At 68.7% G+C, this 26828-nt stretch carries 3 protein-coding genes; all 3 read left to right on the top strand.

Going from position 1 to position 26828, the window contains the following annotated elements; translation table 11 throughout:
* Positions 1-532 precede the first annotated feature (532 nt).
* From HEP75_RS07135 to HEP75_RS07145, 3 genes are read left to right on the top strand one after another with little or no spacing between them, the layout of a single operon-like run.
* Complete coding sequence (locus tag HEP75_RS07135) at positions 533-2992, top strand: penicillin acylase family protein (RefSeq protein WP_185825939.1); 2460 nt, start codon at positions 533-535, stop codon at positions 2990-2992.
* Entirely contained in the window at positions 2989-4692 is a 1704-nt protein-coding gene (locus HEP75_RS07140) for a cyclic peptide export ABC transporter (protein WP_185825940.1), read from the top strand. Before HEP75_RS07135 ends, HEP75_RS07140 begins: the two co-directional genes overlap by 4 nt.
* Positions 4643-26827, top strand: coding sequence for a non-ribosomal peptide synthase/polyketide synthase (locus HEP75_RS07145; RefSeq protein WP_185825941.1), 22185 nt, complete (start codon positions 4643-4645; stop codon positions 26825-26827). The genes HEP75_RS07140 and HEP75_RS07145 overlap by 50 nt, the downstream gene beginning before the upstream one ends.
* The last annotated feature ends 1 nt before the right edge of the window (position 26828 follow it).

Genomic DNA, 26828 nt, shown 5'->3' on the forward strand with positions numbered 1-26828 from the left:
CGATTTTTGCTCAGTTCGGAATCGCACTCGATCTCGACCAGGAAATCCAGTCGGGGCAGGTGCGCCGCCAGCGGACGCACGAAGGGCCTGACCCAACGCTGCTTCGAGTGGTCAACAGCCCACAGCACAGGCCGTTACGTCCATCCTTGGTTGCCAGATGCGTGTTAACGCCTCATCTACGTCAGGTGCACATCTGAAAAATGTGATGAGAACCACATTATTTGTGAACGCACGCTGTACGTTCGTGGGGTTATCATCGTCTGGCGGGGAAGACGTTTACGGGGAACGTTTTCCATGCCGACCGCTTGCTTCGCTGCAGGAAGCGCCGGCATCGGCGCAGTGCGATCCGTTCGCGCTCGCCACCGTCGCACGTCAATCGGTTCACAGCGAACGTACAGGCCATACGCACATCCGTTTCCGCCTTTTGAGGGGCGAGCCGGGCCGGCGCTGGACGTGGCTGGTCCGTGAACCGAATGCGCCAAACGATGCCGATTGCTGCGGTTCAGCTAGGGAAAGGCTGGGGAAAATCGTGTTGAAGCAATACCCGTTAACGTTGCGATTCGTGTTGTTCATCGTTGTTCCATTGCTGGCGCTGGCCGCCTGGGGAATCTCGCACCTCAGTTCCAGCCTGCCGCAGCAGGACGGTACGCTTGCCGTCACCGGACTGCGCGCGCCCGTGGAGATCCATCGCGACTCCGCGGGTGTTCCGAGCATCGTCGCAAGCAACGACCGCGACGCTTTTTTCGCCCTCGGCTATGCGCATGCGCAGGACCGCATGTGGCAGCTCGAGCTGCAACGACGCATCGCCAGCGGCCGCTTGAGCGAAGTCTTCGGCAAGGACAGCATCGATCAAGACATCTGGTTCCGGACGTTGGGGCTGCAAAGCTCGGCGCGCGAGGCGTGGAAGGCGTTGAGTCCGCAGGCGCGCGATTCGCTGCAGGCCTATGCGGACGGGGTCAACGCCTGGCTCGCGGGACATCCGAGCTTGCCGCTGGAGTTCTCTGCGATGGCGATCAAGCCCGAGCCCTGGTCGGTGTACGACTCGCTGGCCTGGATCAAGGTGTTCGCGCTCAATCTTGGCGGCAACTATCGCCAGGAAGTCGAGCACATGCTGGCGCGGCAGATGCTCGACCCGCACAAGTTCGCCGCGTTGTACCCGAATCTCCACGCGGAACCACCTATACCGGCGCCGCTCGCGGCCGCCTCGGTCGGCATGTCGCTGCAACGCATGGCGGATTTCCAAGAGAAACTGGAGCGCGATTTCGGCCTCGGCGGACGCTACGTAGGCAGCAATGCCTGGGCCGTGTCCGGTCACCTCACCGGCAACGGTGCGGCGATGCTGGCGAACGATCCGCACCTGGGCCTGCAGATACCCTCGCTCTGGTACATGGCGGCGATCAAGGGCGACCGCATCGATGCGCGCGGTGCGACCATCGTCGGCTTGCCGGTGGTGATCTTCGGCCGCAACCAGCACATCGCCTGGGGCGGCACCAATTCCATGGCGGACGTGCAGGACCTGTACTTCGAGGAGGCCGATCCTGACGACGCGAACCGCTATCGTACCGAGAACGGGTGGGAAGGCTTCAAGAGCACGACCGAGCTGATCGCCGTCCGCCAGGATTTTCCCGCCTTGCTCAGCCCCAAGCTGCGGCCGCTGCGCATCCAGGTCCGCAGCACGCGTCACGGCCCGGTGGTGAGCGATCTGTTCAAGGTGTTCGATGCGCCGGTGTCGATGCGGTGGACCGCGCTGGACACGGACGATACCTCCTACGAAGCGTTCTATCGGCTCAATTACGCAGAGGACTGGAGCGGCTTCCGCCACGCGCTGGCACCGTTGGTCGCGCCGGCGCTGAACCTGCTCTATGCCGACGATACCGGCAACATCGGGATGCTCACCGCCGGACGCATTCCGATCCGCACGGCCGGTGGCGGCGACGTGCCCGTCTCCGGCTGGGACGGAGGCCATGCATGGCGTGGCTACATCGCCCCGGAGGCGATGCCGAGCCGCTATAACCCGCCCAGTGGCGTGCTGGTGTCGGCGAACGAAAAATTCTTCGACTCCGATTACCCCTATCCAATCAATGGCGAATGGGCGCCGCCGGACCGCGCGCGCAGGATCGAGCACCTGCTTCTGGCCCTGAAGGACAAAGGCGGCGCGTTGACGCCACAGGCCATGGGCCGCATCCAGACCGACACGGTAAGCGAGCCGGCGCGGCGCCTGCTGGCGCGCATGCTGCGCCTGCAGCCTTCCAACGACCAGCAACGCAGGGCATTCGCGCTCCTGCGGACGTGGAACGGCGACATGTCGCGCGACAGCCGCGCGGCCAGCATCTTCAATGCGTGGGTGCAAACCCTCCGCCGCGAGTTGATGGCCGACGAGCTGGGCGGCAGCTGGAACCGGGAAACCCAGAACCGCTACGTCAAGAGCGTGGCGGGCGACGTCGACCTGGACACCCTGGGCGCGATGCTGGTGGACGGGCCGGACAGCTGGTGCCAGAACCTCGATACACCGGAACCCGATACCTGCGACGAGGTGCTCGACAGCTCGCTCAACGACGCCCTTTGGGAGCTTCTGAAGATGACCGGCGATTCATCCATGGACGATTGGGCGTGGGGCAAGTTACACGCCACGGTCTACAAGCACACGCCTTTCAGTAGCATCAACGTGCTGCGCAGCGTCTTCGAGCGCAGCATCGCCAGCGGCGGTTCGCCGGATACGGTCAACGTGGCGTCCTATCGCTACGATCGCGCAGGACGCTTCACTCAGGATTTCGGCGCCGGTTTCCGTCAGGTCATGGCGTTGGGCGGGAAGGGCGGCGCGCACCTGTACATAAACTCGACGGGCCAGTCGGGAAATGTCGTCAGTGCCCACTACGACGACATGGTCGAGCCCTTCCGCGACGGGGTGCTGCGCGCCTGGCCGTCCGCCTCCGCCGGCCAGGCGCTGCGCCTGACGCCGGCCTCCCCCGGCCACGTCCAGGATCCACGATGAAACTGTTGGGCACCTTCGCCAGGCGCGCGCCGAACCGGGTATTCCTGTCCATCGTGCTCGGCGCGCTGGCTGGCGTCAGCTACGCGCTGATCATCCCGTTGGTGCTCAGTGCCATCGACCCGGGCAAGGACCGGTTCGCCAAAGTCGATCCTGACATCGCGGTGTTCTTCGTCTGGCAGGTATCCAATTACCGCTATGCCGTGCTGTTCGTGCTGGTCTGCCTGCTGATCCTGGTCGCGCGCACCGCCTCGCAGGTCATCCTCACGCGCATCTCGATGGACGTCACCACCGATCTGCGCACCCGCATGTACCGCCGCATTTCCAGCGCGCCGATCGCCGATCTCGAGCGCGTCGGCATGCCGCGGCTGATCGCGTCGATCACCGCCGATGTCCCCGTGATCATCGCCGGCGCGCGCCTGCTGCCGGAACTGCTGACCAATGGCGTCACCCTGGTCGGCATGCTCGGCTTCCTGCTGTACCTGAATGCGGGTGTGTTCTGGTTCGTGCTGGGCTGTATCGGTTTCGGCGTGGTGACCTATCAGGTGCCGATGATGATCGGGCGCCGCTACCTGGTGCGTGCGCGGCGCAATCTCGACGACCTGCACGAGGCGATACGCGGCTTGGTCCACGGCGCCAAGGAACTCAAGCTCAACCGCGACAAGCGCGTGGATTACTTTGATCGGGTGTTGGCCCATAACGAGACGCGGGTTCGCGAAACGGCCAAGACCGGGCACTCGATCATGGGCGTGGCGGTGAACTACGGCGGACTGATCGTCTTCTTCGTGATCGGCGCGGTCAGCTTCGTGTTCGTCAACCATCATGCGATCGACAGCCAGGAGCTGAGCGGGGTGATCATGGCGCTGCTGTACGTCACCGGGCCGGTAGGCGCGCTGCTCAATTTCATTCCGCAGTTCACCACCGCGCAGATCGCGCTGAAGCGCTTCAACGAGCTGTTCGACCGCATTCCCGAGGAGTCGATCGACCATGCCGCGCCCAAGCGCAGCGGCTGGTCGACCCTGCGCCTGGAAGGCGTGACCTACCACTATCCGAATCGCGCCGACGACAGCGGTTTCGCCGTCGGACCCCTGGATCTGGAAATACGCCGCGGCGAGATCACTTTCATCGTCGGCGGCAACGGTTCGGGAAAGTCCACCCTGAGTAAGCTCGTCACGCTGCACTACCTGCCTGACGGGGGCAGCATCTACTTCGACGGCGAGCGCGTGGACCAGGACAACATCTCCGGCTTTCGCTGCGGCATCGCCGCGATCTATTCCGACTACTTCCTGTTCGACCGCCCGCTGGGGGTCGACCCCGCGCAGGCGCGCCCGCAAGTCGAAGAGTACCTGCGCGAGTTCGCCCTGGACCACAAGGTGCGCTTCGAGCATGGACGCTTCTCCACGCTGGCGCTGTCGGATGGGCAGAAGCGCCGCCTGGCGCTGGTGGTGGCGATGATCGAGGACGCCGAGATGTATCTGTTCGACGAATGGGCCGCCGATCAGGACCCTGCATTCAAGGGCGTGTTCTATAACCGCATCCTTCCCGATCTCAAGGCGCGCGGCAAGGCGGTCGTGGCGATATCGCACGACGACCGCTATTTCCACTTGGCCGATCAGATGATCGTGATGCGCGACGGAGTCGCGGTGCGCGACGATGCGCTCGCGCCCACCGTGGCGCCCGAGTCGCTGCTGGCCGCGCCATAAGGAAAGACAGGACAGTCTCATGATGAGAGCCGCATTCGCCGAATTTCCGCTGACGCTCGCGCAGTCGGATATCTATCTGGACCAGCAACGGTTCCCGGCCGACCCGATCTACAACATCGGCGGCTACATCCGGATGCAGGAAATCGACCTGGCGCGGCTGCGCGATGCGCACCGCAGGCTCGTGCTCGACAACGAGGCGTTCGGCCTGCGCATGCGCGCTGGCCGCGACGGCGTGGTGCAGTACGTCTCGGCGCAGCGAAACGCGGAACTGCCGGAGTTCGATTTTTCCGCGTTCGCCGATCCTGAGGCCGAGGCGCGGGCGTGGATGCAGGAGCGCTTCCAGCACGCGTTCGATTTGCACGACAGCGAGCTCTACCTCGCCTGCGTGTTGCGGGTTTCTTCGCGGCAGCACTGGTACTGCGTGATCGCGCACCACTTGATGATCGACGGTTGGGGCTACGCCAATCTGGCTCATTGCCTGGCGGGCCACTACCGCGGCGAGAGCCAGGCGCCGTCGCTGCAATGGCGCGAAGTGGCGAACGATGACCAGGAGTATGTGGCCGGCGCACGCTACGTTGCGGACCGGGACTATTGGGCGGCACGCATCGGTGCGGTACCCGATCCGTTGCTGCCGCCATACCATCGCCGGCGTTTTGCCGTCGAACGCGCGACGCCGAGCGGACGCGAGACCACGGTTGTGCCGCTTGCGGACTACGCGCGGCTGGCGGATCTGGCCGCGCATTATCGGGTTGGGTTGCCGCAATTGCTGCTCGGCGCGTTCGCGTTGTGCGTATCACGCCTGGCCGACAGCGAGGAGGCGGTCATCGGCCTGCCGGTGCACAATCGTCGCGGCCACGCGCAGAAGCGAGCCATCGGCGTGTTCACCGGGATGCTTCCCCTAGCGTTGCACCTGCCGAACGACACCACTTTCGCCGCGCTGTTGCAGACGCTCGCGGAGCGGCAGCGCAGCGACTACCGGCGCCAGCGCTATCCGATCGGCCACCTCGGCCGCGACCTGGGCATCGCCGGCAGCGGTCGTAGCCTGTTCGACGCCAGTTTCAACTACCTCAAGCTCGACAGCCGCTTCGAGGTCGCCGGACGAACCGCGGAGATCTACTACCTCAGCCATGGCTATAGCCAGGCGCCGTTGGCGCTCACGGTATGGGAGTACGGCCATTCGCAACCGGTCGAGTTCCATTTCGACCACAACCTAGCGTACCTGGACGCGGTGGAGGCGCGCATGTTCGCGGCGCGGTTCCACGCGGTGCTGCGGCAGCTGCTCGAGACGCCCGGGATCGCCCTGGACGACATCGTGGCGATGACCGAAGGCGAGGCGACGCGCTGCGCGGGTCTGGCACTCGGCCCACCCGCGAGCGTCGCCGGCTTCGCCTATGCGCACCAACTCTTCCAGGACTATGCATTGCGCCGGCCCGAAGCGGTCGCAGTGGTCGACGACCAGCGCAGCGTGTCCTACGGCGAACTCGAGCGTCGTGCCAATCGCCTGGCGCGCACGTTGCGCGACTATGGCGTGCGCCCGGACGACCGTGTCGCGCTTTGCGGCGAACGCGACTGGACCTTGATGCTCGGCGTGCTGGGCATTCTCAAGGCGGGCGGCGCCTACCTGCCGATTGATCCGTCGCAGCCGGATGCGCGCATCGCCGCAATACTGGCGGACGCGATGCCGGTGCTGTGCCTGACCAGTACGGCGCTACGCGAACGGATCGGGGGTATCTGCGCCAGCCCATTGCTGGCCCTGGATGCGTGGGTCGACGACGCGATGCAGGAGGCGGACGAGGGGCTGGATCCCGACGCAATCGGTCTGGACCCCGGACATCTGGCCTATGTCATCTACACCTCCGGTTCGAGTGGAACACCCAAAGGCGTCATGCTGGAGCACGCCAGCCTGGCGCACCTGACCCAGTCCCTGCGCGACGTGTACGGCCTCGGCGCGGATGATCGCGTGCTGCAGTTCTCGTCGATCGCTTTCGACGCCGCGACCTGGGACTGGGCGCGCGCGTTCGCCGCAGGGGCGACGTTGTACATCTGTCCGGAGGACGCGCGCAGTTCCGGCGAAGGCCTGGGCCGCTACCTTCTGCAACACGGCATCACCCATGCCTTGATCCCGCCTGCCGCGTTGGCCCATCTGGACACCGCGCCCGGCTATGCGCTGCGTTCGTTGATCATTGGCGGCGACGTGTGCGATGCACGGCTGGCGGATGCTTGGACGCGCAAGTGCCGGCTGTTCAACGCCTACGGCCCGACAGAAGCGACGGTGGTGGTCAGCCAGGCGGAATTGACCCCGGGGACACAGGTGACGATCGGTTCGGCACTGCCGGGCTATGCGTTGCAGGTGGTCGATCGCGCCGGTCGGCTCGCGGCGATCGGCGCGCCGGGCGAGCTGTGGATCGCCGGTCCGGGCCTGGCGCGGGGCTACCTCGGGCGTGCGGACCTCACCGCCGCGCGCTTTGGCGAGGGCCGCGGCGCATTGGCCGGGCAACGCTGGTATCGCAGCGGCGACCGCGTCCGTCGCAACGCCGACGGCGCGCTCGAATTTCTTGGGCGTGTCGACGCACAGGTCAAGATCCGCGGGTTTCGTATCGAGCCGGGCGAGGTCGAGTCCGCCTTGCATCGCTGCGAGCAGCTGGCGTCCGCGTTCGTCGGTGCGGTGGGCGAGGGCGCGGGCAAGCGCCTAGTCGCCTGGATCGTCGCTGCGGCGGACAACGCCTTGGACGATGCGGCGCTGTTTGCGGCGCTGCGTACGACCCTGCGGCGCGATCTGCCCGAGTACATGATCCCGACGGCTTGGGTGAGGCTGGAACGGATGCCCCTGAATACCAGCGGCAAGGTCGACCGGAGGGCGCTCCCCATGCCTCCCGCCGTCGACGCCGACGTGGAAAATACGCCCGACACCGAAACCGAGCGGCGCATCGAAAGGTTGTGGTGCGAAGTACTGGGAATCCCGCGCGCGGATGTCGATCGCGATTTCTTCGCGCTCGGCGGTCATTCGTTGCTGGCTGCGCGTCTGGCGGTGGCGCTCAGCGAGGAGTTCGGCCGCAGTTGCGCGCTGCGCGACGTGTTCGAGCACCGCAGCATTCGCCAGCAGGCGCTTCACCTGGAGCACGCCGCAGCGGCATCCGCGGCGATTGTGCCCGCGCCTGCCGGGACGCCGCTGCCGCTGTCGTTCCAGCAGCGGCGCCTGTGGCTGACCGATCGCATCGAGGGAGCCGGCGCGCATTACAACATTCCGGCGGCCATGCGCTTACTGGGCGAGCTGGACCGGGGCGCGCTGGCCGCGGCCCTGCAGGCCGTCGCCCAGCATCATGCGGTACTGCGCACGGTCTACGCCGAGCATGACGGCGAGCCCGTCCAGACGATCCTGCCGCGGGCCATCGTGCCGCGTATCGTCGATGCTTCCACCACCCCGGAACACGCACGCCACGCTACGTCCCTCGCGTACTGGCGAACCGAGGCGTCAACCCCCTTCGATCTGGCCGCGGACCTGCCGCTGCGCGTGGTATTGGTGGCGTTCGCGCCACGCGACCACACGCTGTTGCTGACCCTCCATCACATCGCCGCCGATGGCTGGTCGATCGAGATCCTGGTGCGCGAACTTGGAGCTGCATATGCGGCGGCAATGCGCTGCGAAGATCCGCGCACGGCCTTGCTCGCTCCGAGCGTGCAGTACGCCGACTATGCCGTCTGGCAACGGCGCACGCTCACCGATGAGGCGCTGGCGGCGTCGCTGGATTTCTGGAGCGGAGCCTTGCATGGCGCGCCGCCATTGCATGCGCTGCCGCTGGATCGGCTGCGGGCGCCGCAGCCCGACGCGTTCGGCCATCATTTCGTCACTCCTATCGCACCATCCGCCGCGGCAGCGTTGCGTGGACTGGCGCAGGCGCACGATGCCACCGTGTTTATGGCGCTGCGCGCGGCGCTGGCGGCGTTGCTGTGGCGATGGAGCGGAGAGACCGACCTGATGGTCGGCGTGCCCGTCGCCGGTCGCGACCGGCCCGAGGTCGCGCCGCTGATCGGCTTCTTCGTCAACACCTTGGCGCTGCGCAGCGACGTCTCCGGCGACCCCACCTTCACCGAATTGCTGGTGCGCAGCAGAGAGGAGGTACTGTCCGCGTTCGCGCACCAGCTGTTGCCGTTCGATCACTTGGTTCACGCGCTGGCGCCGGCTCGGGTTCCCGGAGCCGCGCCGCTGTACCAGATCATGCTGTCGTTCGGCGCCGAGCCGCTTCCGGCGCTCGAACTCTCCGGTGTGGACGTACTGCGGTACGGGGGCGACGCACAGCTGATCCCGTTGAACGTCGATCTGGATGTCGCGGTCGAACGTGACGGAGACAGCTATGCGGTCCGTTGGCATTACCGGGCCGATTTGTTCGATGCGGCCAGCGTGGAGCGATTGGCCTGCGCTTTTCATCGGTTGCTGGAGGCCGCCGTGGCGAGTCCGCAGCAGCGGATCGGCGCGTTGCCGCTGCTTGGCGTCGGCGATGCCGCCGTGCTCGATGCCTGGGAAGGAACCGGCTGCGCCGCCGCCGACAGTTGGGCGCACGAGCGCATCGCCGCGCAGGCCATGCGTGCCGGCACGCATCCCGCGCTGGTCGATGGCGGTGTCGCGCTCGACTACGCCACGCTGGACGCCCAGGCCAACCGCCTAGCCCAGTGGCTGCGGGCGCGCGGTATTGGCGAGGGCGCCTGCATCGGCGTGTGCCTGGCGCGCGGCTGGCGCCAGCCGCTGGCGGCGCTGGCGGTCCTGAAGGCGGGGGCGGCCTATGTGCCGCTGGATCCGGTGACTCCGCAGGCACGCCTGCGCGATGCGGTCGTGGATGCCGGCATCGCGGTGGTGCTGAGCACGTCCGATCTGGCGGCGGAACTCGACCTCGGCGCCGTGGAAATGGCACTGCTCGATGCGCCGGGGATCGCGGCTGAACTGGAGGCGATGCCGGCGCAAGCGCCGCCGCTCGTCGTCACCGCTGCGACGCCGGCCTACGTGATCTTCACCTCCGGCTCCAGCGGCCGTCCCAAGGGCGTGGTCGTCGGCCATGGGGCGCTCGCCGCGTATCTGGACGGATTGCAGACACAGTGCAACGTCGGGCCCGCGGACAGGTTGCTGCAGTTCGCCTCGTTCGGTTTCGACGTCTATGTCGAAGAGTGCTTCATGGCCTTGTGCCATGGCGCGACCCTGGTGCTGCGCGACGAGGAGACGCTCGCCGACGGCGAGCGCTTCTGCTCCTGGGTGATGCGCCACCGCATCAGCGTGCTGAACCTGCCGACCGCGTTCTGGCACACGTTGGTGGAGACGCTGTCGCCCGAGGTCGCGCGCATGGCCGCGGACGTGCGCCTGTGCATGATCGGCGGCGAGGCGGCGCAGCCGGGCAAGATCCTTCGCTGGAACGCGCTCATGCCGCCCACGCTGCGGCTCCTGAATGGATATGGCCCTACCGAGGCGACGGTGACCGCCACGGTGGCGGACCTGGCGGACTTCGATGCGGCCAGCGCAGCGGTGCCGATCGGGCGGCCGTTGCCGCACGTGCGCTGCCGGGTGCTGGGAACGGCGCGCGAACGGGTACCGGTCGGCGTGGCCGGCGAGCTGTATCTGGGGGGCGCCAGCCTGGCGCTCGGCTACTTGCGGCAAGAGGCGCTCACCGCCGAACGCTTCGTGCAGTTGGACGGCGAGCGTTGGTACCGCAGCGGGGACCGGGTGCGCTGGCGCAACGACGGGCAGCTGGAGTTCCTGGGGCGGCTGGACGACCAGGTGAAGCTGCGCGGGTTCCGGATCGAGCTCGGCGAAATCCGCCTTCGTCTCGAAGCCCAGGCCGGCGTCGCGTCCGCGTTCGTGCAGGTGCTCGACTGCGGCGGCGAGCCTCGCCTGGCGGCTTGGGTGGTTCCCACCGCTCCGGTCGCCGACATCGCCTCGTTCGCCGCCGAGCTGCGGCATCGCCTTGGCCTGAGCTTGCCCGGCTACATGGTGCCATGGCAGATCGTGCCGATCGATGCGTTCCCGTTGACGCCCAGCGGCAAGGTCGATGCGCGCGCATTGCCGGAGCCGGCCGTCGGACAGGCGGACTTTGTCGCGCCGTCAACCGACACCGAGCGGGTCGTCGCGCAGGTGTGGAGCGAGCTGCTCGGCGGCGGGCCGATCAGCGCGGACGACGATTTTTTCGAGCTTGGCGGGCATTCATTGCTGGCGATGCGTGTCGTCGGCCAGCTCAGCCGGGCGCTGCGCAAGCTGGTGGGCGTGCGCACGTTATTCGAGCATCCCAGTGTACGCCGCCTGGCGGCCTGCCTGGATGCAATGGCGACGACCGAGGCGGTCGCCATCGTCCCGGTCGAACGCGGCGGTTTGCTGCCGCTGTCTTCGGCGCAAGAACAACTGTGGTTCCTGGCGCAGCTGGCGCCCGACTCGACGGCCTATCACATGTCCACCGCGCTGCGCCTGCATGGGGCAATGTGCGGCGATGCGTTGCGGGCGGCGTTCGCGGCGGTGGTGGCGCGGCACGAGGCGCTGCGAACGGTGTTCGTCGATGTCGACGGCATTCCGATGCAGGCGATCCGCGACGACGCGGACTCGGCCTTGTCCTGGACCGAGATCGCCGGCGCCGACGGCGCGGCGCTCGAAGCGGCAATGCGGACGCAGGCCTGCACACCGTTCGATCTCGGAGGCGATGCGCTGCTGCGCGTATGCCTGGCGCGCGAAGCGGAGGACCGCCACGTGCTGCTGGTAAGCGTTCACCATATCGTGTTCGACGGCTGGTCGATGGCTGTGCTGATGGATGAGGTGGCGGCTTGCTATACGGCGCTGCGCGAGGGACGCACGGCGCCGTTGCCACCGTTGTCGATCCAGTACGCCGACTATGCGGTCTGGCAGAGAGCGCAAGCGGACGCGGCGCACGATGCTTGCGCTGACTACTGGACGCGCACGCTGGAGGGCGCTCCGCGCTTGCTCGAGTTGCCGACCGACCGCCCGCGGCCGGCGCGACAGGTGCTGGCCGGCGACCGCGTCCCCATCGTCCTGGACGCAGGGCTGACGGCGGCATTGAGGGCGCTGGGCAGGCGCCGCGGCGCGACCTTGTTCACCACCTTGCTGGCTGGATGGGCCACGCTGATGGCACGCCTGAGTGGGCAGGAGGACTTGGTGCTCGGCATCGCCAGCGCCAACCGCGAACGTGAGGAGGTCCAAGGCCTGATCGGATTTTTCGTCAATTCCCTGGCGTTGCGCCTCGATGCCTTGAGCACTCTCACCGTCGCGCAATGGATCGACCAGACCCAGACACGTGTACTGGAGGCGCAGTCGCAGCAGGCGTTGCCATTCGACCGTGTGGTCCAGCGCGTGGCGCCCACGCGCAACCTGACCCACAGCCCCGTGTTCCAAGCGTTCTTCGCCTGGCAGGATGGCGATGTCGCCGACCTGAGCTTGCCGGGGATGCGGGTGGAGCCGATGGCGAGCGGCGAGGTGGTCGAAGCCAAGTTCGATCTCTCGCTGGCATTGCACGAAACCGCCGGGGGCGGTGTCGAAGGCGTCCTGGAATACGCCATGGCCTTGTTCGACCGCGAGACCGTACAGCGTTTCGTGGCGTGCTGGCGAACCTTGTTGCGCGCGATGGCGGATGGCGATGCGCTGGAGTTGGCCGAGCTGCCGCTGTTGGACGATGCCCAACGCCTGTGCCTGTTGCGCGATTGGTCGGGCCGGATTCTGCCTTACGCCGACGACGAGAAACTCGAGCAACGTTTCGACCGTATCGCCGCATCGATGCCGGACGCGATCGCCATCGTCGAAGGCGAGCGCAACTGGCGCTACGCCGAACTTGCCGCGCACTCGCGCTCGTTGGCCCGGCGCTTGCGCGCGCATGGAATCGTGGCGGGCGATCGGGTGGCGATCGAAGCGCCGCGCTCGGCGCTGCTGGTAGCGGCGCAGATCGCAGCGCTACGCTGCGGTGCGATCTATGTCCCGCTGGATCCGAACGTCCCGCAGGCGCGGCGCGACTTCATGCTCGATGACAGCGCGGCCAGGGTGTTGCTCGTGCCGACCGGCGAGGCCGACGAACTCGAACTGCGCCCGTTGGCGCATGCGTCGCAGGCCATGCCGGGCGAGGGCGTGGATGCGGTCGCCTACGTGATGTACACCTCCGGGTCCACCGGCAGGCCCAAAGGCGTGGCCGTGACGCACCGGGGCGTCCGTCGCCTGGTGGTCGACGGCGGCTACGGCGATTTCAGCGCTTCGGACCGCGTGGCGTTTGCCGCGAATCCGGCCTTCGATGCCAGCACCCTGGAGGTGTGGATGCCGCTATGCAATGGCGGCCGCCTCGTGATCGTCGATCAAGACACGCTGCTGGAGCCGCTGCGGCTGGCCGCGTTGTTGGAGCGCGAAGCGGTGACCGTGCTGTGGATGACGGTAGGCCTGTTCAACCACTATGCCGAAGAGATCGGTGCCGCATTGGGACGGCTGCGCGTGTTGATGATCGGCGGCGACGCGCTGGACTCGGCGATCGTGGCGCGCTTTTTGGCTTCGCATCCGCAGGTGCGCCTGTTCAACGGCTATGGCCCGACCGAGACCACGACGTTCGCATTGACCTATCCCGTCGTCTCGGCCTCGCCCGGACAGCGTATCCCTATCGGCCTGCCGATCCGCAATACCCGTATCTACGTGCTCGATGCGCGGCGCGAACCGGTGCCGGTGGGCGTGGTAGGCGAACTGTACATCGGCGGCGACGGCGTGGCTGCCTGCTATCTCAATCTTCCTGAACTGACCGCCGAACGTTTCCTGCCCGATCCTTTCCTCGGAGACCGCAGCCGCATGTATCGCAGCGGCGACCGGGTGCGCTGGCGCAACGACGGCACGGTGGAATTCATCGGGCGTACGGACCGGCAGGTGAAGATCCGCGGCTTCCGCGTCGAACTGGGCGAGATCGAAGCCTGCATCGGCGAACATCCAGGGGTGCGCGATGCCATCGTCGTGGCGCAGCAGGGCGCGAGCGGACGCACGTTGGCGGCGTATGTCGTATTCGATGCCTCGCTGTCGGGCGTGGACGCGGCGACGACGCTGCACGCACATCTCGCTGCTCGCATGCCGGACTACATGCTGCCGCAAGGCATCGTCGCGCTCGAGCGCTTCCCGCTGACCGCCAACGGCAAGGTCGACGTACGCGCACTGCCGCAGCTTACAGGTGCCGATGGCGGCCTCCACATTGCGCCGGCCACTCGGACCGAACAGGCGCTGGCCGAGATCTGGCAGCGCCTGCTCGGGCGCGAACGCGTCGGACGCAGCGACAACTTCTTCGTGCTCGGCGGCCATTCCCTGCTGGCCACGCGCGTGGCGGCCGAGATCGGGCGGCGCACGGGGGTGAAGACGCCGGTACGCATGCTGTTCGAGCTCCCGGAGTTGCACGCGCTTGCCGCCTGGGTCGATGCCAAGGTGGCGACGGACGCCATGCCGATCGCCAAGGTCGACCGCGCCGGTAGGCTGCCGTTGTCTTCGGCGCAGGAACGGCTCTGGTTCCTGGCGCAGCTCGAGCCGGAATCGACGGCCTACCACGTTCCCTTGGGGCTGCGCTTGCGCGGCGAGCTGGATCGTGCTGCGTTGCGCATGGCACTGGAGCGCGTGGTCGCGCGGCACGATGCCTTGCGTACCGTGTTCGTCGATGTCGACGGTACGCCCGCGCAGGTAGTGACCGCGGCCGGATCCGCAGCGTTCGACTGGGAGTATCTCGACGCCCGTGATACGGGCGACGCCACCGCGCACCTCGCCGTCTCGGCCCAGAAGGCCTTCGACCTGGCCCATGGCCCGCTGTTGCGCGCCTGCCTGGTACGGGAGGCGGACACGCGCTATGCACTGCGGGTAACGGTGCATCACATCGTCTTCGACGGTTGGTCCGTGGGCCTGCTGATCGACGAGATCGCGACGCAGTACACCGCGTTGCGCGCGGGTGGCGCCGACCTCTTGCCGCCGTTGCCGATCCAGTATGTCGATTACGCCGCTTGGCAACGCGCACAACGCGAAGGACCGCAACAGCGCGTAAACGCGGAGTATTGGCGTCGCGCGCTCGCCGGCGCGCCCGGCCTGCTGGAGCTGCCCACCGACAGGCCGCGCCCGATGCAGCAGTCCTTCGCCGGCCAAACCCTGCCGTTCGTCTTCGATACGGAGTTGACGTCCGCGCTGAAGGTGCTGGGCATGCGTCGCGGCACTACCTTGTTCACAGTCGTGCTGGCCAGCTGGACGGCATTGCTGGCGCGCCTGAGCGGACAGCAGGACCTGGTGGTCGGCATCGCCAGCGCGAATCGCGGGCACGAGGACGTCCACGGCCTGATCGGACTGTTCGTCAACTCGATGGCGCTGCGTTTCGACCTGTCCTGCACGCCGACGGTGGCGGCCTGGATCGAGCAGGTGCGCACCCGCCTGCTCGAGGCCCAGGCGCATCAGGATCTGCCGTTCGATCGCGTGGTCGACCTGGTCGCCCCCACGCGCAGCCCGGCCCACAGTCCCTTGTTCCAGGCCTTCTTCGCCTGGGAGGACAGCAGTGCCGTCGATCTGTCATTGCCTGGGCTGCAGGTCGAGGCGTTGGCCGAGGATGTGGACGGGGAGGCCATGTTCGATCTCAGTGCGGCGCTTGGAGAGGTCGACGGCCGCATCGTCGGCGCACTGGAATATGCGACCGCGTTGTTCGACCGGCGGACGATCGAACGTATTGTGGTCATGTGGCGCCGCCTGGCGCGCGCCATGGCCGAGGACGAACTGTGCGCGCTGTCGGTATTGCCGTTGCTGGACGACACGGATTTGTCCGTGCTGCAGTCCTGGGAAGGCCGAGGGCGCGCCGGCGGCGGCGACTGGGCGCACGAGCGCATCGCCGCGCAGGCCATGCGCGCCGGTGCGCATCCAGCGTTGGTCGATGGCGAGGTGGTGCTCGACTACGCCACGCTGGAGACCCAGGCCAACCGCCTGGCGCAGTGGCTGCGGGCGCGTGGTATTGGCGAGGGCGCCTGCGTTGGCGTGTGTTTGGCGCGTAGCTGGCGCCAGCCGCTGGCGGCGCTGGCGGTCCTCAAGGCGGGTGCGGCCTATGTGCCGCTGGATCCTGCACATCCACAGGTACGCCTGCGCGATGCGGTCGAGGACGCTTGCATTGGCGTAGTGCTGAGCACGTCCGATCTGGCGGCGGAACTCGACTTGGGCGGTGTGGAAATGGCGCTACTGGATGCGCCGGGGATTGCGGCTGAACTGGAGGCGGCGCCGGCGCATGCGCCGCCGCTCGTCGTCAGCGGTGTGACGCCGGCCTACGTGATCTTCACTTCCGGCTCCAGCGGCCGTCCCAAGGGCGTGGTCGTCGGCCATGGGGCGCTCGCCGCGTACCTCGACGGATTGCAGGCACAGTGCAATATCGGACCTGCGGACAGGTTGCTGCAGTTCGCCTCGTTCGGTTTCGATGCGTACATCGAAGAATGCTTCATGGCTCTGTGCCACGGCGCGACCCTGGTGCTGCGCGACGAGGAGACGATCACCGACGGCGAGCGCTTCTGGTCCTGGGTCGTGCGCCACCGCATCAGCGTGCTGAACCTGCCGACCGCGTTCTGGCATGTCCTGGTGGAAACGCTGCCCCCTGCAGTGGCGGAGATGGCCGCGGGCGTGCGCCTTTGCGTGATCGGCGGCGAGGCGGCGCAGGCGGCGAAGGTGCTGCGCTGGAATGCGGCCATGCCGCTTGCCCTGCGGCTATTGAACACCTATGGCCCTACCGAAGCGACGGTGACCGCCACGGCAGTGGATCTGACGACTTTCGATGCGGCCAGCGCAGCGGTACCGATCGGGCGGCCGTTGCCGCACGTGCGCTGCCGGGTGCTGGGAACGGCGCGCGAACGGGTGCCAGTCGGCGTGGCCGGCGAGCTGTATCTGGGGGGCGCCAGCCTGGCGCTCGGCTATTTGCGGCAAGAGGCGCTCACCGCCGAACACTTCGTGCAGTTGGACGGCGAGCGTTGGTACCGCAGCGGGGACCGGGTGCGCTGGCGCAACGACGGGCAGCTGGAGTTCCTGGGACGGCTGGACGACCAGGTGAAGCTGCGCGGGTTCCGGATCGAGCTGGGGGAGATCGAGAGCCGGCTGCATGCCGAGGGTTCGGTACGCGAGGCGGTGGTGGTGGTGCGCGGGGAGGGGGTGCAGGCGCGGCTGGTGGCGTACGTGACGCCGGCCGCTGGAGAGGCGGCGGAGGCGTGGATCGACGAGCTGCAGGCGGCGCTGGCGGCGTCCCTGCCGGGCTACATGCAGCCGTCGGCGTACGTGGTGCTGGAGGCGCTGCCGCTGACGGTGAACGGGAAGGTGGACAAGGGCGCGCTGCCGGAACCGGTGCACGCACGCGGGGAGGAGGAGGAAGCGCCGTCGACCGAGACCGAACGGGCGCTGGCGCAGATCTGGAGCGGCATCCTCGGGCACGCGGACATCGGCGTCACCGCCAACTTCTTCGCACTGGGCGGTCACTCGCTGCTGGCCACGCGGATCGTGAGCGAGATCGGGCGAGCGCTGGGCAAGCAGGTGCCGGTGCGGGCGCTGTTCGAGCAGCCGACGCTGCGGGGCTTGGCGCAGTACGTGGAGCGTCAGGCGCGCAGCGGCTATGCGCCGATCCCGAAGGTGCCGCGCGTGGATGCACTGCCGTTGTCGTTCGCGCAGCAGCGGCTGTGGTTCATCGACCGTCTGGAGGGCGGCAGCACGCAGTACAACATGCCGGTGGCGCTGCGGCTGCGCGGCGGGCTGTCGGTGGCGGCGCTGGGCCAGGCGCTGGCGGGGTTGCTGGCGCGGCACGAGGTGCTGCGCACGGTGTACCGGGAGGTGGACGGCACGCCGTGGCAGGTGATCCAGGCGCAGGCGCAGGCGCAGGTGCCGTTGGCGCACGAGGACCTGAGCGCGTTGCCGGCGGAGGCGCAGGACGCGGCGGTGCAGGCCTGGGTGCAGCGGGAGGCGGGTCAGGGGTTCGACCTGGCGCACGAGCCGATGCTGCGGTGCCGGGTGCTGCGGCTGGAGGCCGAGGAGCACGCGGTGCTGTTCACGCTGCACCACATTGCCAGCGACGGCTGGTCGATGGGAGTGCTGGTGCGCGAGTTCGTGGCGCTGTATGCGGGTGCGCTGCGCGGGGAGGCGGCGGCGCTGGCGCCGCTGCCGGTGCAGTACGCGGACTATGCGGCGTGGCAGCGGGAGCGGTTGCAGGGGGCGTCGCTGGAGGCGGCGCTGGGGTACTGGCGGGAGCGGTTGCAGGGCCTGCCGGCGGTGCACGGGCTGCCGCTGGACCGGCCGCGCCCGGCGCGGCAGGCCTACGCGTCGGACTCGGTGGATCGGCTGCTGTCGCCCGTGTTGCTGCAAATGTGCAAGGACTTCGCTGCCGCGCATGACGCCACACTCTTCATGGTGCTGGAAGCGGCATTGGCGGCGCTGATCGCTCGTTGGAGCGGCGAGCACGACGTCGCAATCGGCACGCCGATCTCCGGGCGCGCCCACCAGGAACTCGAACCGCTGATCGGCTTCTTCATCAACACCGTGGTTCTGCGCAACGACCTGTCTGGCGACCCCGACTTCCAGACGCTGCTCGCGCGTACGCGCCGCACCGCGCTCGACGCCTATGCGCACGATATCCCGTTCGAATTGATCGTCGATGAAATCAAGCCAGAGCGCAGCCTGGCCTACAATCCGCTTTGCCAGATCAAATTCATGCTGCAACACGGGGAGTCCGAAGCGCTGGCGCTTCCCGATGCGCAGGTCGACGTGATCGATGGCCTCTCCGGCAGCATCCGTTTCGACTTCGACCTCAATGCAGTCGATACCGACGACGGGTTGCAGCTGTACTGGAGCTACCAAACAGCGCTGTTCGATCGCGAGACGCTCGAACGCATGGCGCATGGCTATGAATGCCTGCTTGCGGCTGCGTTGCGCGAACCGGGCAAGCCGTTCAACCAGCTTCCGCTGCAGGATGAAAGCTTGCGCGAGCAGTTGCTGACGCAGGGCCGTGGCCCGCACAGCGAGCGCGGCCGCGAACAGCCGTTGATCCGGCAACTGCAGGCGCAGGCACAGGCGACACCGGAGGCGGTGGCGGTGCGCTGCGGAGCGGCGCAGATGACCTATCGCGAGCTGGACCGGGCGTCCAACCGGCTGGCGCAGGCCTTGGCCGAGCAGGGGGTGGGGCTGGGCGCGCGGGTGGGGGTGGCGCTGGAACGGTCGTTGCCGCTGCTGGTGGCGCTGCTGGGCGTGATGAAGAGCGGTGCGGCGTATGTGCCGGTGGATGCGCAGCAGGCGCCGGCGCGGGTGCAGGCGATCCTGGAGGATGCCGAGGTGGCGCTGGTGCTGGGAACGGGGGCGGCGTTGGCCGGCACGTCGGTCCAGGTCCTGGCCATGGACGGGGCCGCGGAGGCCTCGTGGCTGTCGGCGTACCCGGACGCGGCACCGGCGGTGGCGCTGGAGGCCACGCACAGCGCGTACGTGCTGTACACCTCCGGTTCGACCGGGGTGCCCAAGGGCGTGGAGGTGCTGCAGCGCGGGCTGACCGACTACTGCGCCTTCGCGCGAGGGAACTACTACGCCGAGCATCTGGCCGGTGCGCTGGTGGCGACCTCGCCGGCGTTCGACCTGACGGTGCCGAGCTTGTACGTGCCGTTGCTGGCGGGCGGGTGCGTGACGCTGCTGGCGGAGGCGGACGCCATGGCGGGCCTGGCGGCGGCGTTGGAAGCGGCGTCGGCGCCGGGGTGGTTGCTGCGCCTGACGCCCTCGCACGTGCAGGGGCTGCTGGCGTTGTCGGATGCGCAGCCGCGGCCGGGGGCGCATGTGTTCGTGGTGGGCGGGGAGGCGTTCGCGGCGGAGTTGGCGCAGGCGCTGCGGGCGAAGTACCCGCAGGCGCAGGTGTACAACCACTACGGTCCGACCGAGGCGGTGGTGGGGAGCAGCTGGTATGCGGTAGACGGCCAGGCGCCGTGCAGCGGGATGCTGCCGATCGGCCGGGCGATGGAGAACACGACGCTGTACGTGCTGGACGCGCGGATGGGGCTGCAGCCGGCGGGGGTGGCGGGGGAGCTGTACATCGGTGGGTGGGGGGTGGCGAAGGGCTATGTGAAGCGGGAGGCGTTGACGGCCGAGCGGTTCGTGGCCAGTCCGTTCGTGGCGGGGGAGCGGTTGTACCGCAGCGGGGACCGGGTGCGCTGGCGCAACGACGGGCAGCTGGAGTTCCTGGGGCGTCTGGACGACCAGGTGAAGCTGCGCGGGTTCCGGATCGAGCTGGGGGAGATCGAGAGCCGGCTGCATGCCGAGGGTTCGGTACGCGAGGCGGTGGTGGTGGTGCGCGGGGAGGGGGTGCAGGCGCGGCTGGTGGCGTACGTGACGCCGGCCGCTGGAGAGGCGGCGGAGGCGTGGATCGACGAGCTGCAGGCGGCGCTGGCGTCGTCCCTGCCGGGCTACATGCAGCCGTCGGCGTACGTGGTGCTGGAGGCGCTGCCGCTGACGGTGAACGGGAAGGTGGACAAGGGCGCGCTGCCGGAGCCGGTGCACGCGCGCGGGGAGGAGGAGGAAGCGCCGTCGACCGAGACCGAACGGGCGCTGGCGCAGATCTGGAGCGGCATCCTCGGGCACGCGGACATCGGCGTCACCGCCAACTTCTTCGCACTGGGCGGTCACTCGCTGCTGGCCACGCGGATCGTGAGCGAGATCGGGCGAGCGCTGGGCAAGCAGGTGCCGGTGCGGGCGCTGTTCGAGCAGCCGACGCTGCGGGGCTTGGCGCAGTACGTGGAGCGTCAGGCGCGCAGCGACTATGCGCCGATCCCGAAGGTGCCGCGCGTGGATGCACTGCCGTTGTCGTTCGCGCAGCAGCGGCTGTGGTTCATCGACCGTCTGGAGGGCGGCAGCACGCAGTACAACATGCCGGTGGCGCTGCGGCTGCGCGGCGGGCTGTCGGTGGCGGCGCTGGGCCAGGCGCTGGCGGGGTTGCTGGCGCGGCACGAGGTGCTGCGCACGGTGTACCGGGAGGTGGACGGCACGCCGTGGCAGGTGATCCAGGCGCAGGCGCAGGCGCAGGTGCCGTTGGCGCACGAGGACCTGAGCGCGTTGCCGGCGGAGGCGCAGGACGCGGCGGTGCAGGCCTGGGTGCAGCGGGAGGCGGGTCAGGGGTTCGACCTGGCGCACGAGCCGATGCTGCGGTGCCGGGTGCTGCGGCTGGAGGCCGAGGAGCACGCGGTGCTGTTCACGCTGCACCACATTGCCAGCGACGGCTGGTCGATGGGAGTGCTGGTGCGCGAGTTCGTGGCGCTGTATGCGGGTGCGCTGCGCGGGGAGGCGGCGGCGCTGGCGCCGCTGCCGGTGCAGTACGCGGACTATGCGGCGTGGCAGCGGGAGCGGTTGCAGGGGGCGTCGCTGGAGGCGGCGCTGGGGTACTGGCGGGAGCGGTTGCAGGGCCTGCCGGCGGTGCACGGGCTGCCGCTGGACCGGCCGCGCCCGGCGCGGCAGGACTTTGCCGGCGGGCGGATCGAGCAGGGGATCGCAGCGGCGACGCTGGCGGGCCTGCAGGCGCTGGCGCAGCGGCACGATGCGAGCCTGTTCATGGTGCTGGAGGCGGCGCTGGCATGGTTGCTGGCCCGCTGGAGCGGGGAACGGGACATCGTCATCGGCACGCCGATCGCCGGGCGGGTGCACCCGGACGTGGAGCCGCTGATCGGGTTCTTCGTGAACACGCTGGTGCTGCGCACGCAGCTGAGCGGGGAGGAGACGTTCGAGGGGCTGCTGGAGACGACGCGGGAGCGGGTGCTGGAGGCGTACACGCACCAGGAGATCCCGTTCGAGATGCTGGTGGACGAGCTCAAGCCGGTGCGCAGCCTGAGCCATGCGCCGTTGTTCCAGGTGTTGCTGTCGATGCGCAACACCGAGCAGGTGGCCTTGACGCTGCCGGGGCTGGAAGTGTCCTCGCTGGGCGAGGGGTATGAGCAGGCGAAGTTCGACCTGCAGCTGGCGGTGCAGGAGACGGGGGAGGGACTGCGGTTGGTCTGGGGCTATGCGACGCGCCTGTTCGAGGCGGCGAGCATCGACCGGCTGGCGCAGGCGTATGCGCAATTGCTGGCGCAGATCGTCGTGCAGCCGGACGCGCCGTTGGCCACGCTGCCGCTGATCGAAGAGAGCGAGCGCGCGATGTTGGCGGAGTGGAATGCGAACCAGCGACCTCTCCCCGATGCGGGGTTCCATCGGTTGTTCGCGCGGCAGGCGACAGCCACGCCCGATGCGATCGCCGTGCGCTGTGGCCCGGCTCACCTGACGTATCGCGAGCTGGACGAGGCTTCCAGCCGGCTGGCGCACGATCTCCGTAACCTCGGAGTGGATCGCGGCGCCTTGGTCGCCCTGTGCCTGGAGCGAAGCATCGATCTGCCGCTGGCGATCCTCGGCGTGCTGAAGGCCGGCGCGGCGTGGCTGCCGCTGGATCCGGCCTATCCCGATGCGCATCTGCAGTATGTGCTTGGAGACAGCGCAACACCGTTCGTGCTCGGGCACGCGGCAACGGCGGAGCGTCTATCGGCGCTCGGCGTGCCGGCGCGGATGCTGGATGCGCAGGAAATCTCGCGCTGGCCGCGGACCGCTCCCGAGGTTCCGGGCGAGTCGACGGCGGATCTGGCCTATGCGATCTATACCTCGGGCAGCACAGGTCGCCCCAAGGGGGTGCTGATCGAACACAGGTCGCTGTCGAACCTGGCGCTGAATCTCGGACCCGATGGTATCGCCGACGGCGTTCTCCACGGCTGTTGGGCCTTGGTCGGCTCGCATGCCTTCGATGGCTCGATCAAGGGGCTGATGCAGCTGGCGTGGGGCGGTTCCGTGCTGATCGTGCCGGAAGCCGTGAAGACCGATCCGGCGATGCTGCGCGCGCTCTTGCGATCGCAGCCGGTGGTCCTGATGGATTGCACGCCGTCGTTGCTGGAGTCCTGGCTGGCGGCGGGGCTGGAGGATTGCCTGCCGAACCTGGTGATCGGCGGCGAAGCGATTTCTTCCGGGCTGTGGCGCGAACTGGTCGCCTGGCAATCGCGTACGGGGCGCAAGGCGATCAACGTCTACGGCCCGACGGAATGCTGCGTGGACGCGACCTGGAGCGCAGTCCTGGGCGAGGCGCCGACGATCGGCCGCAATCTGGTCAATGTCGAGTGCCGCGTGCTGTCGCCTGCCGGTGCGCAGCAGCCGATCGGGGTACCCGGCGAGCTGTATATCGGCGGAGTGGGAGTGGGCCGCGGCTATCACCGCCACCCCGAGCTCACCGCCGAACGCTTTGTGCAGTTGGACGGCGAGCGTTGGTACCGCAGCGGGGACCGGGTGCGCTGGCGCAACGACGGGCAGCTGGAGTTCCTGGGACGGCTGGACGACCAGGTGAAGCTGCGCGGGTTCCGGATCGAGCTGGGGGAGATCGAGAGCCGGCTGCATGCCGAGGGTTCGGTACGCGAGGCGGTGGTGGTGGTGCGCGGGGAGGGGGTGCAGGCGCGGCTGGTGGCGTACGTGACGCCGGCCGCTGGAGAGGCGGCGGAGGCGTGGATCGACGAGCTGCAGGCGGCGCTGGCGTCGTCCCTGCCGGGCTACATGCAGCCGTCGGCGTACGTGGTGCTGGAGGCGCTGCCGCTGACGGTGAACGGGAAGGTGGACAAGGGCGCGCTGCCGGAGCCGGTGCACGCGCGCGGGGAGGAGGAGGAAGCGCCGTCGACCGAGACCGAACGGGCGCTGGCGCAGATCTGGAGCGGCATCCTCGGGCACGCGGACATCGGCGTCACCGCCAACTTCTTCGCACTGGGCGGTCACTCGCTGCTGGCCACGCGGATCGTGAGCGAGATCGGGCGAGCGCTGGGCAAGCAGGTGCCGGTGCGGGCGCTGTTCGAGCAGCCGACGCTGCGGGGCTTGGCGCAGTACGTGGAGCGTCAGGCGCGCAGCGACTATGCGCCGATCCCGAAGGTGCCGCGCGTGGATGCACTGCCGTTGTCGTTCGCGCAGCAGCGGCTGTGGTTCATCGACCGTCTGGAGGGCGGCAGCACGCAGTACAACATGCCGGTGGCGCTGCGGCTGCGCGGCGGGCTGTCGGTGGCGGCGCTGGGCCAGGCGCTGGCGGGGTTGCTGGCGCGGCACGAGGTGCTGCGCACGGTGTACCGGGAGGTGGACGGCACGCCGTGGCAGGTGATCCAGGCGCAGGCGCAGGCGCAGGTGCCGTTGGCGCACGAGGACCTGAGCGCGTTGCCGGCGGAGGCGCAGGACGCGGCGGTGCAGGCCTGGGTGCAGCGGGAGGCGGGTCAGGGGTTCGACCTGGCGCACGAGCCGATGCTGCGGTGCCGGGTGCTGCGGCTGGAGGCCGAGGAGCACGCGGTGCTGTTCACGCTGCACCACATTGCCAGCGACGGCTGGTCGATGGGAGTGCTGGTGCGCGAGTTCGTGGCGCTGTATGCGGGTGCGCTGCGCGGGGAGGCGGCGGCGCTGGCGCCGCTGCCGGTGCAGTACGCGGACTATGCGGCGTGGCAGCGGGAGCGGTTGCAGGGGGCGTCGCTGGAGGCGGCGCTGGGGTACTGGCGGGAGCGGTTGCAGGGCCTGCCGGCGGTGCACGGGCTGCCGCTGGACCGGCCGCGCCCGGCGCGGCAGGACTTTGCCGGCGGGCGGATCGAGCAGGGGATCGCAGCGGCGACGCTGGCGGGCCTGCAGGCGCTGGCGCAGCGGCACGATGCGAGCCTGTTCATGGTGCTGGAGGCGGCGCTGGCATGGTTGCTGGCCCGCTGGAGCGGGGAACGGGACATCGTCATCGGCACGCCGATCGCCGGGCGGGTGCACCCGGACGTGGAGCCGCTGATCGGGTTCTTCGTGAACACGCTGGTGCTGCGCACGCAGCTGAGCGGGGAGGAGACGTTCGAGGGGCTGCTGGAGACGACGCGGGAGCGGGTGCTGGAGGCGTACACGCACCAGGAGATCCCGTTCGAGATGCTGGTGGACGAGCTCAAGCCGGTGCGCAGCCTGAGCCATGCGCCGTTGTTCCAGGTGTTGCTGTCGATGCGCAACACCGAGCAGGTGGCCTTGACGCTGCCGGGGCTGGAAGTGTCCTCGCTGGGCGAGGGGTATGAGCAGGCGAAGTTCGACCTGCAGCTGGCGGTGCAGGAGACGGGGGAGGGACTGCGGTTGGTCTGGGGCTATGCGACGCGCCTGTTCGAGGCGGCGAGCATCGACCGGCTGGCGCAGGCGTATGCGCAATTGCTGGCGCAGATCGTCGTGCAGCCGGACGCGCCGTTGGCCGCCCTTTGCTGGCAGGACGCAGCGGCGCAGGCGCAGTTGCTGGCGCAGGGCCGTGGCCCGCACAGCGAGCGCGGCCGCGAACAGCCGTTGATCCGGCAACTGCAGGCGCAGGCACAGGCGACACCGGAGGCGGTGGCGGTACGCTGCGGGGCGGCGCAGTTGACCTATCGCGAGCTGGACCGGGCGTCCAACCGGCTGGCGCAGGCGCTGGCCGAGCAGGGCGTGGGGCTGGGCGCGCGGGTGGGGGTGGCGCTGGAACGGTCGTTGCCGCTGCTGGTGGCGCTGCTGGGCGTGATGAAGAGCGGTGCGGCGTATGTGCCGGTGGATGCGCAGCAGGCGCCGGCGCGGGTGCAGGCGATCCTGGAGGATGCCGAGGTGGCGCTGGTGCTGGGAACGGGGGCGGCGTTGGCCGGCACGTCGGTCCAGGTCCTGGCCATGGACGGGGCCGCGGAGGCCTCGTGGCTGTCGGCGTACCCGGACGCGGCACCGGCGGTGGCGCTGGAGGCCACGCACAGCGCGTACGTGCTGTACACCTCCGGTTCGACCGGGGTGCCCAAGGGCGTGGAGGTGCTGCAGCGCGGGCTGACCGACTACTGCGCCTTCGCGCGAGGGAACTACTACGCCGAGCATCTGGCCGGTGCGCTGGTGGCGACCTCGCCGGCGTTCGACCTGACGGTGCCGAGCTTGTACGTGCCGTTGCTGGCGGGCGGGTGCGTGACGCTGCTGGCGGAGGCGGACGCCATGGCGGGCCTGGCGGCGGCGTTGGAAGCGGCGTCGGCGCCGGGGTGGTTGCTGCGCCTGACGCCCTCGCACGTGCAGGGGCTGCTGGCGTTGTCGGATGCGCAGCCGCGGCCGGGGGCGCATGTGTTCGTGGTGGGCGGGGAGGCGTTCGCGGCGGAGTTGGCGCAGGCGCTGCGGGCGAAGTACCCGCAGGCGCAGGTGTACAACCACTACGGTCCGACCGAGGCGGTGGTGGGGAGCAGCTGGTATGCGGTAGACGGCCAGGCGCCGTGCAGCGGGATGCTGCCGATCGGCCGGGCGATGGAGAACACGACGCTGTACGTGCTGGACGCGCGGATGGGGCTGCAGCCGGCGGGGGTGGCGGGGGAGCTGTACATCGGTGGGTGGGGGGTGGCGAAGGGCTATGTGAAGCGGGAGGCGTTGACGGCCGAGCGGTTCGTGGCCAGTCCGTTCGTGGCGGGGGAGCGGTTGTACCGCAGCGGGGACCGGGTGCGCTGGCGCAACGACGGGCAGCTGGAGTTCCTGGGGCGTCTGGACGACCAGGTGAAGCTGCGCGGGTTCCGGATCGAGCTGGGGGAGATCGAGAGCCGGCTGCATGCCGAGGGTTCGGTACGCGAGGCGGTGGTGGTGGTGCGCGGGGAGGCGGCGCAGGCGCGGCTGGTGGCGTACGTGACGCCGGCCGCTGGAGAGGCGGCGGAGGCGTGGATCGACGAGCTGAAGGCGGCGCTGGCGGCGTCCCTGCCGGGCTACATGCAGCCGTCGGCGTACGTGGTGCTGGAGGCGCTGCCGCTGACGGTGAACGGGAAGGTGGACAAGGGCGCGCTGCCGGAACCGGTGCACGTGCGCGGGGAGGAGGAAGCGCCGTCGACCGAGACCGAACGGGCGTTGGCGCAGATCTGGAGCGACGTCCTCGGGCACGCGGACATCAGCGTCACCGCCAGCTTCTTCGATCTCGGCGGCCATTCGTTGCTAGCGACGAGGCTGATCAATGCTGTCCAGCGTCGCATGGAGATGGAAGTGTCGATCCGCCTGTTGTTCGAGCGTTCCGACATTCGCAGCGTGGCCGCATTGATCGATGCGGAACGGTTGCGCAGACGCAATCGCGACATGGCGATGGAAGCAGGCAACCAAGTGGAAACGGAGTGGTGAT

It is taken from the genome of Xanthomonas sp. SI (genome assembly GCF_014236855.1).
GTDB lineage: Bacteria > Pseudomonadota > Gammaproteobacteria > Xanthomonadales > Xanthomonadaceae > Xanthomonas_A.

Coding starts and splice junctions, on each gene's coding strand:
- HEP75_RS07140 (WP_185825940.1), top strand. CDS start 2,989: ATGAAACTGTTGGGCACCTTCGCCAGGCGCGCGCCGAACCGGGTATTC.
- HEP75_RS07145 (WP_185825941.1), top strand. CDS start 4,643: ATGCGCTCGCGCCCACCGTGGCGCCCGAGTCGCTGCTGGCCGCGCCAT.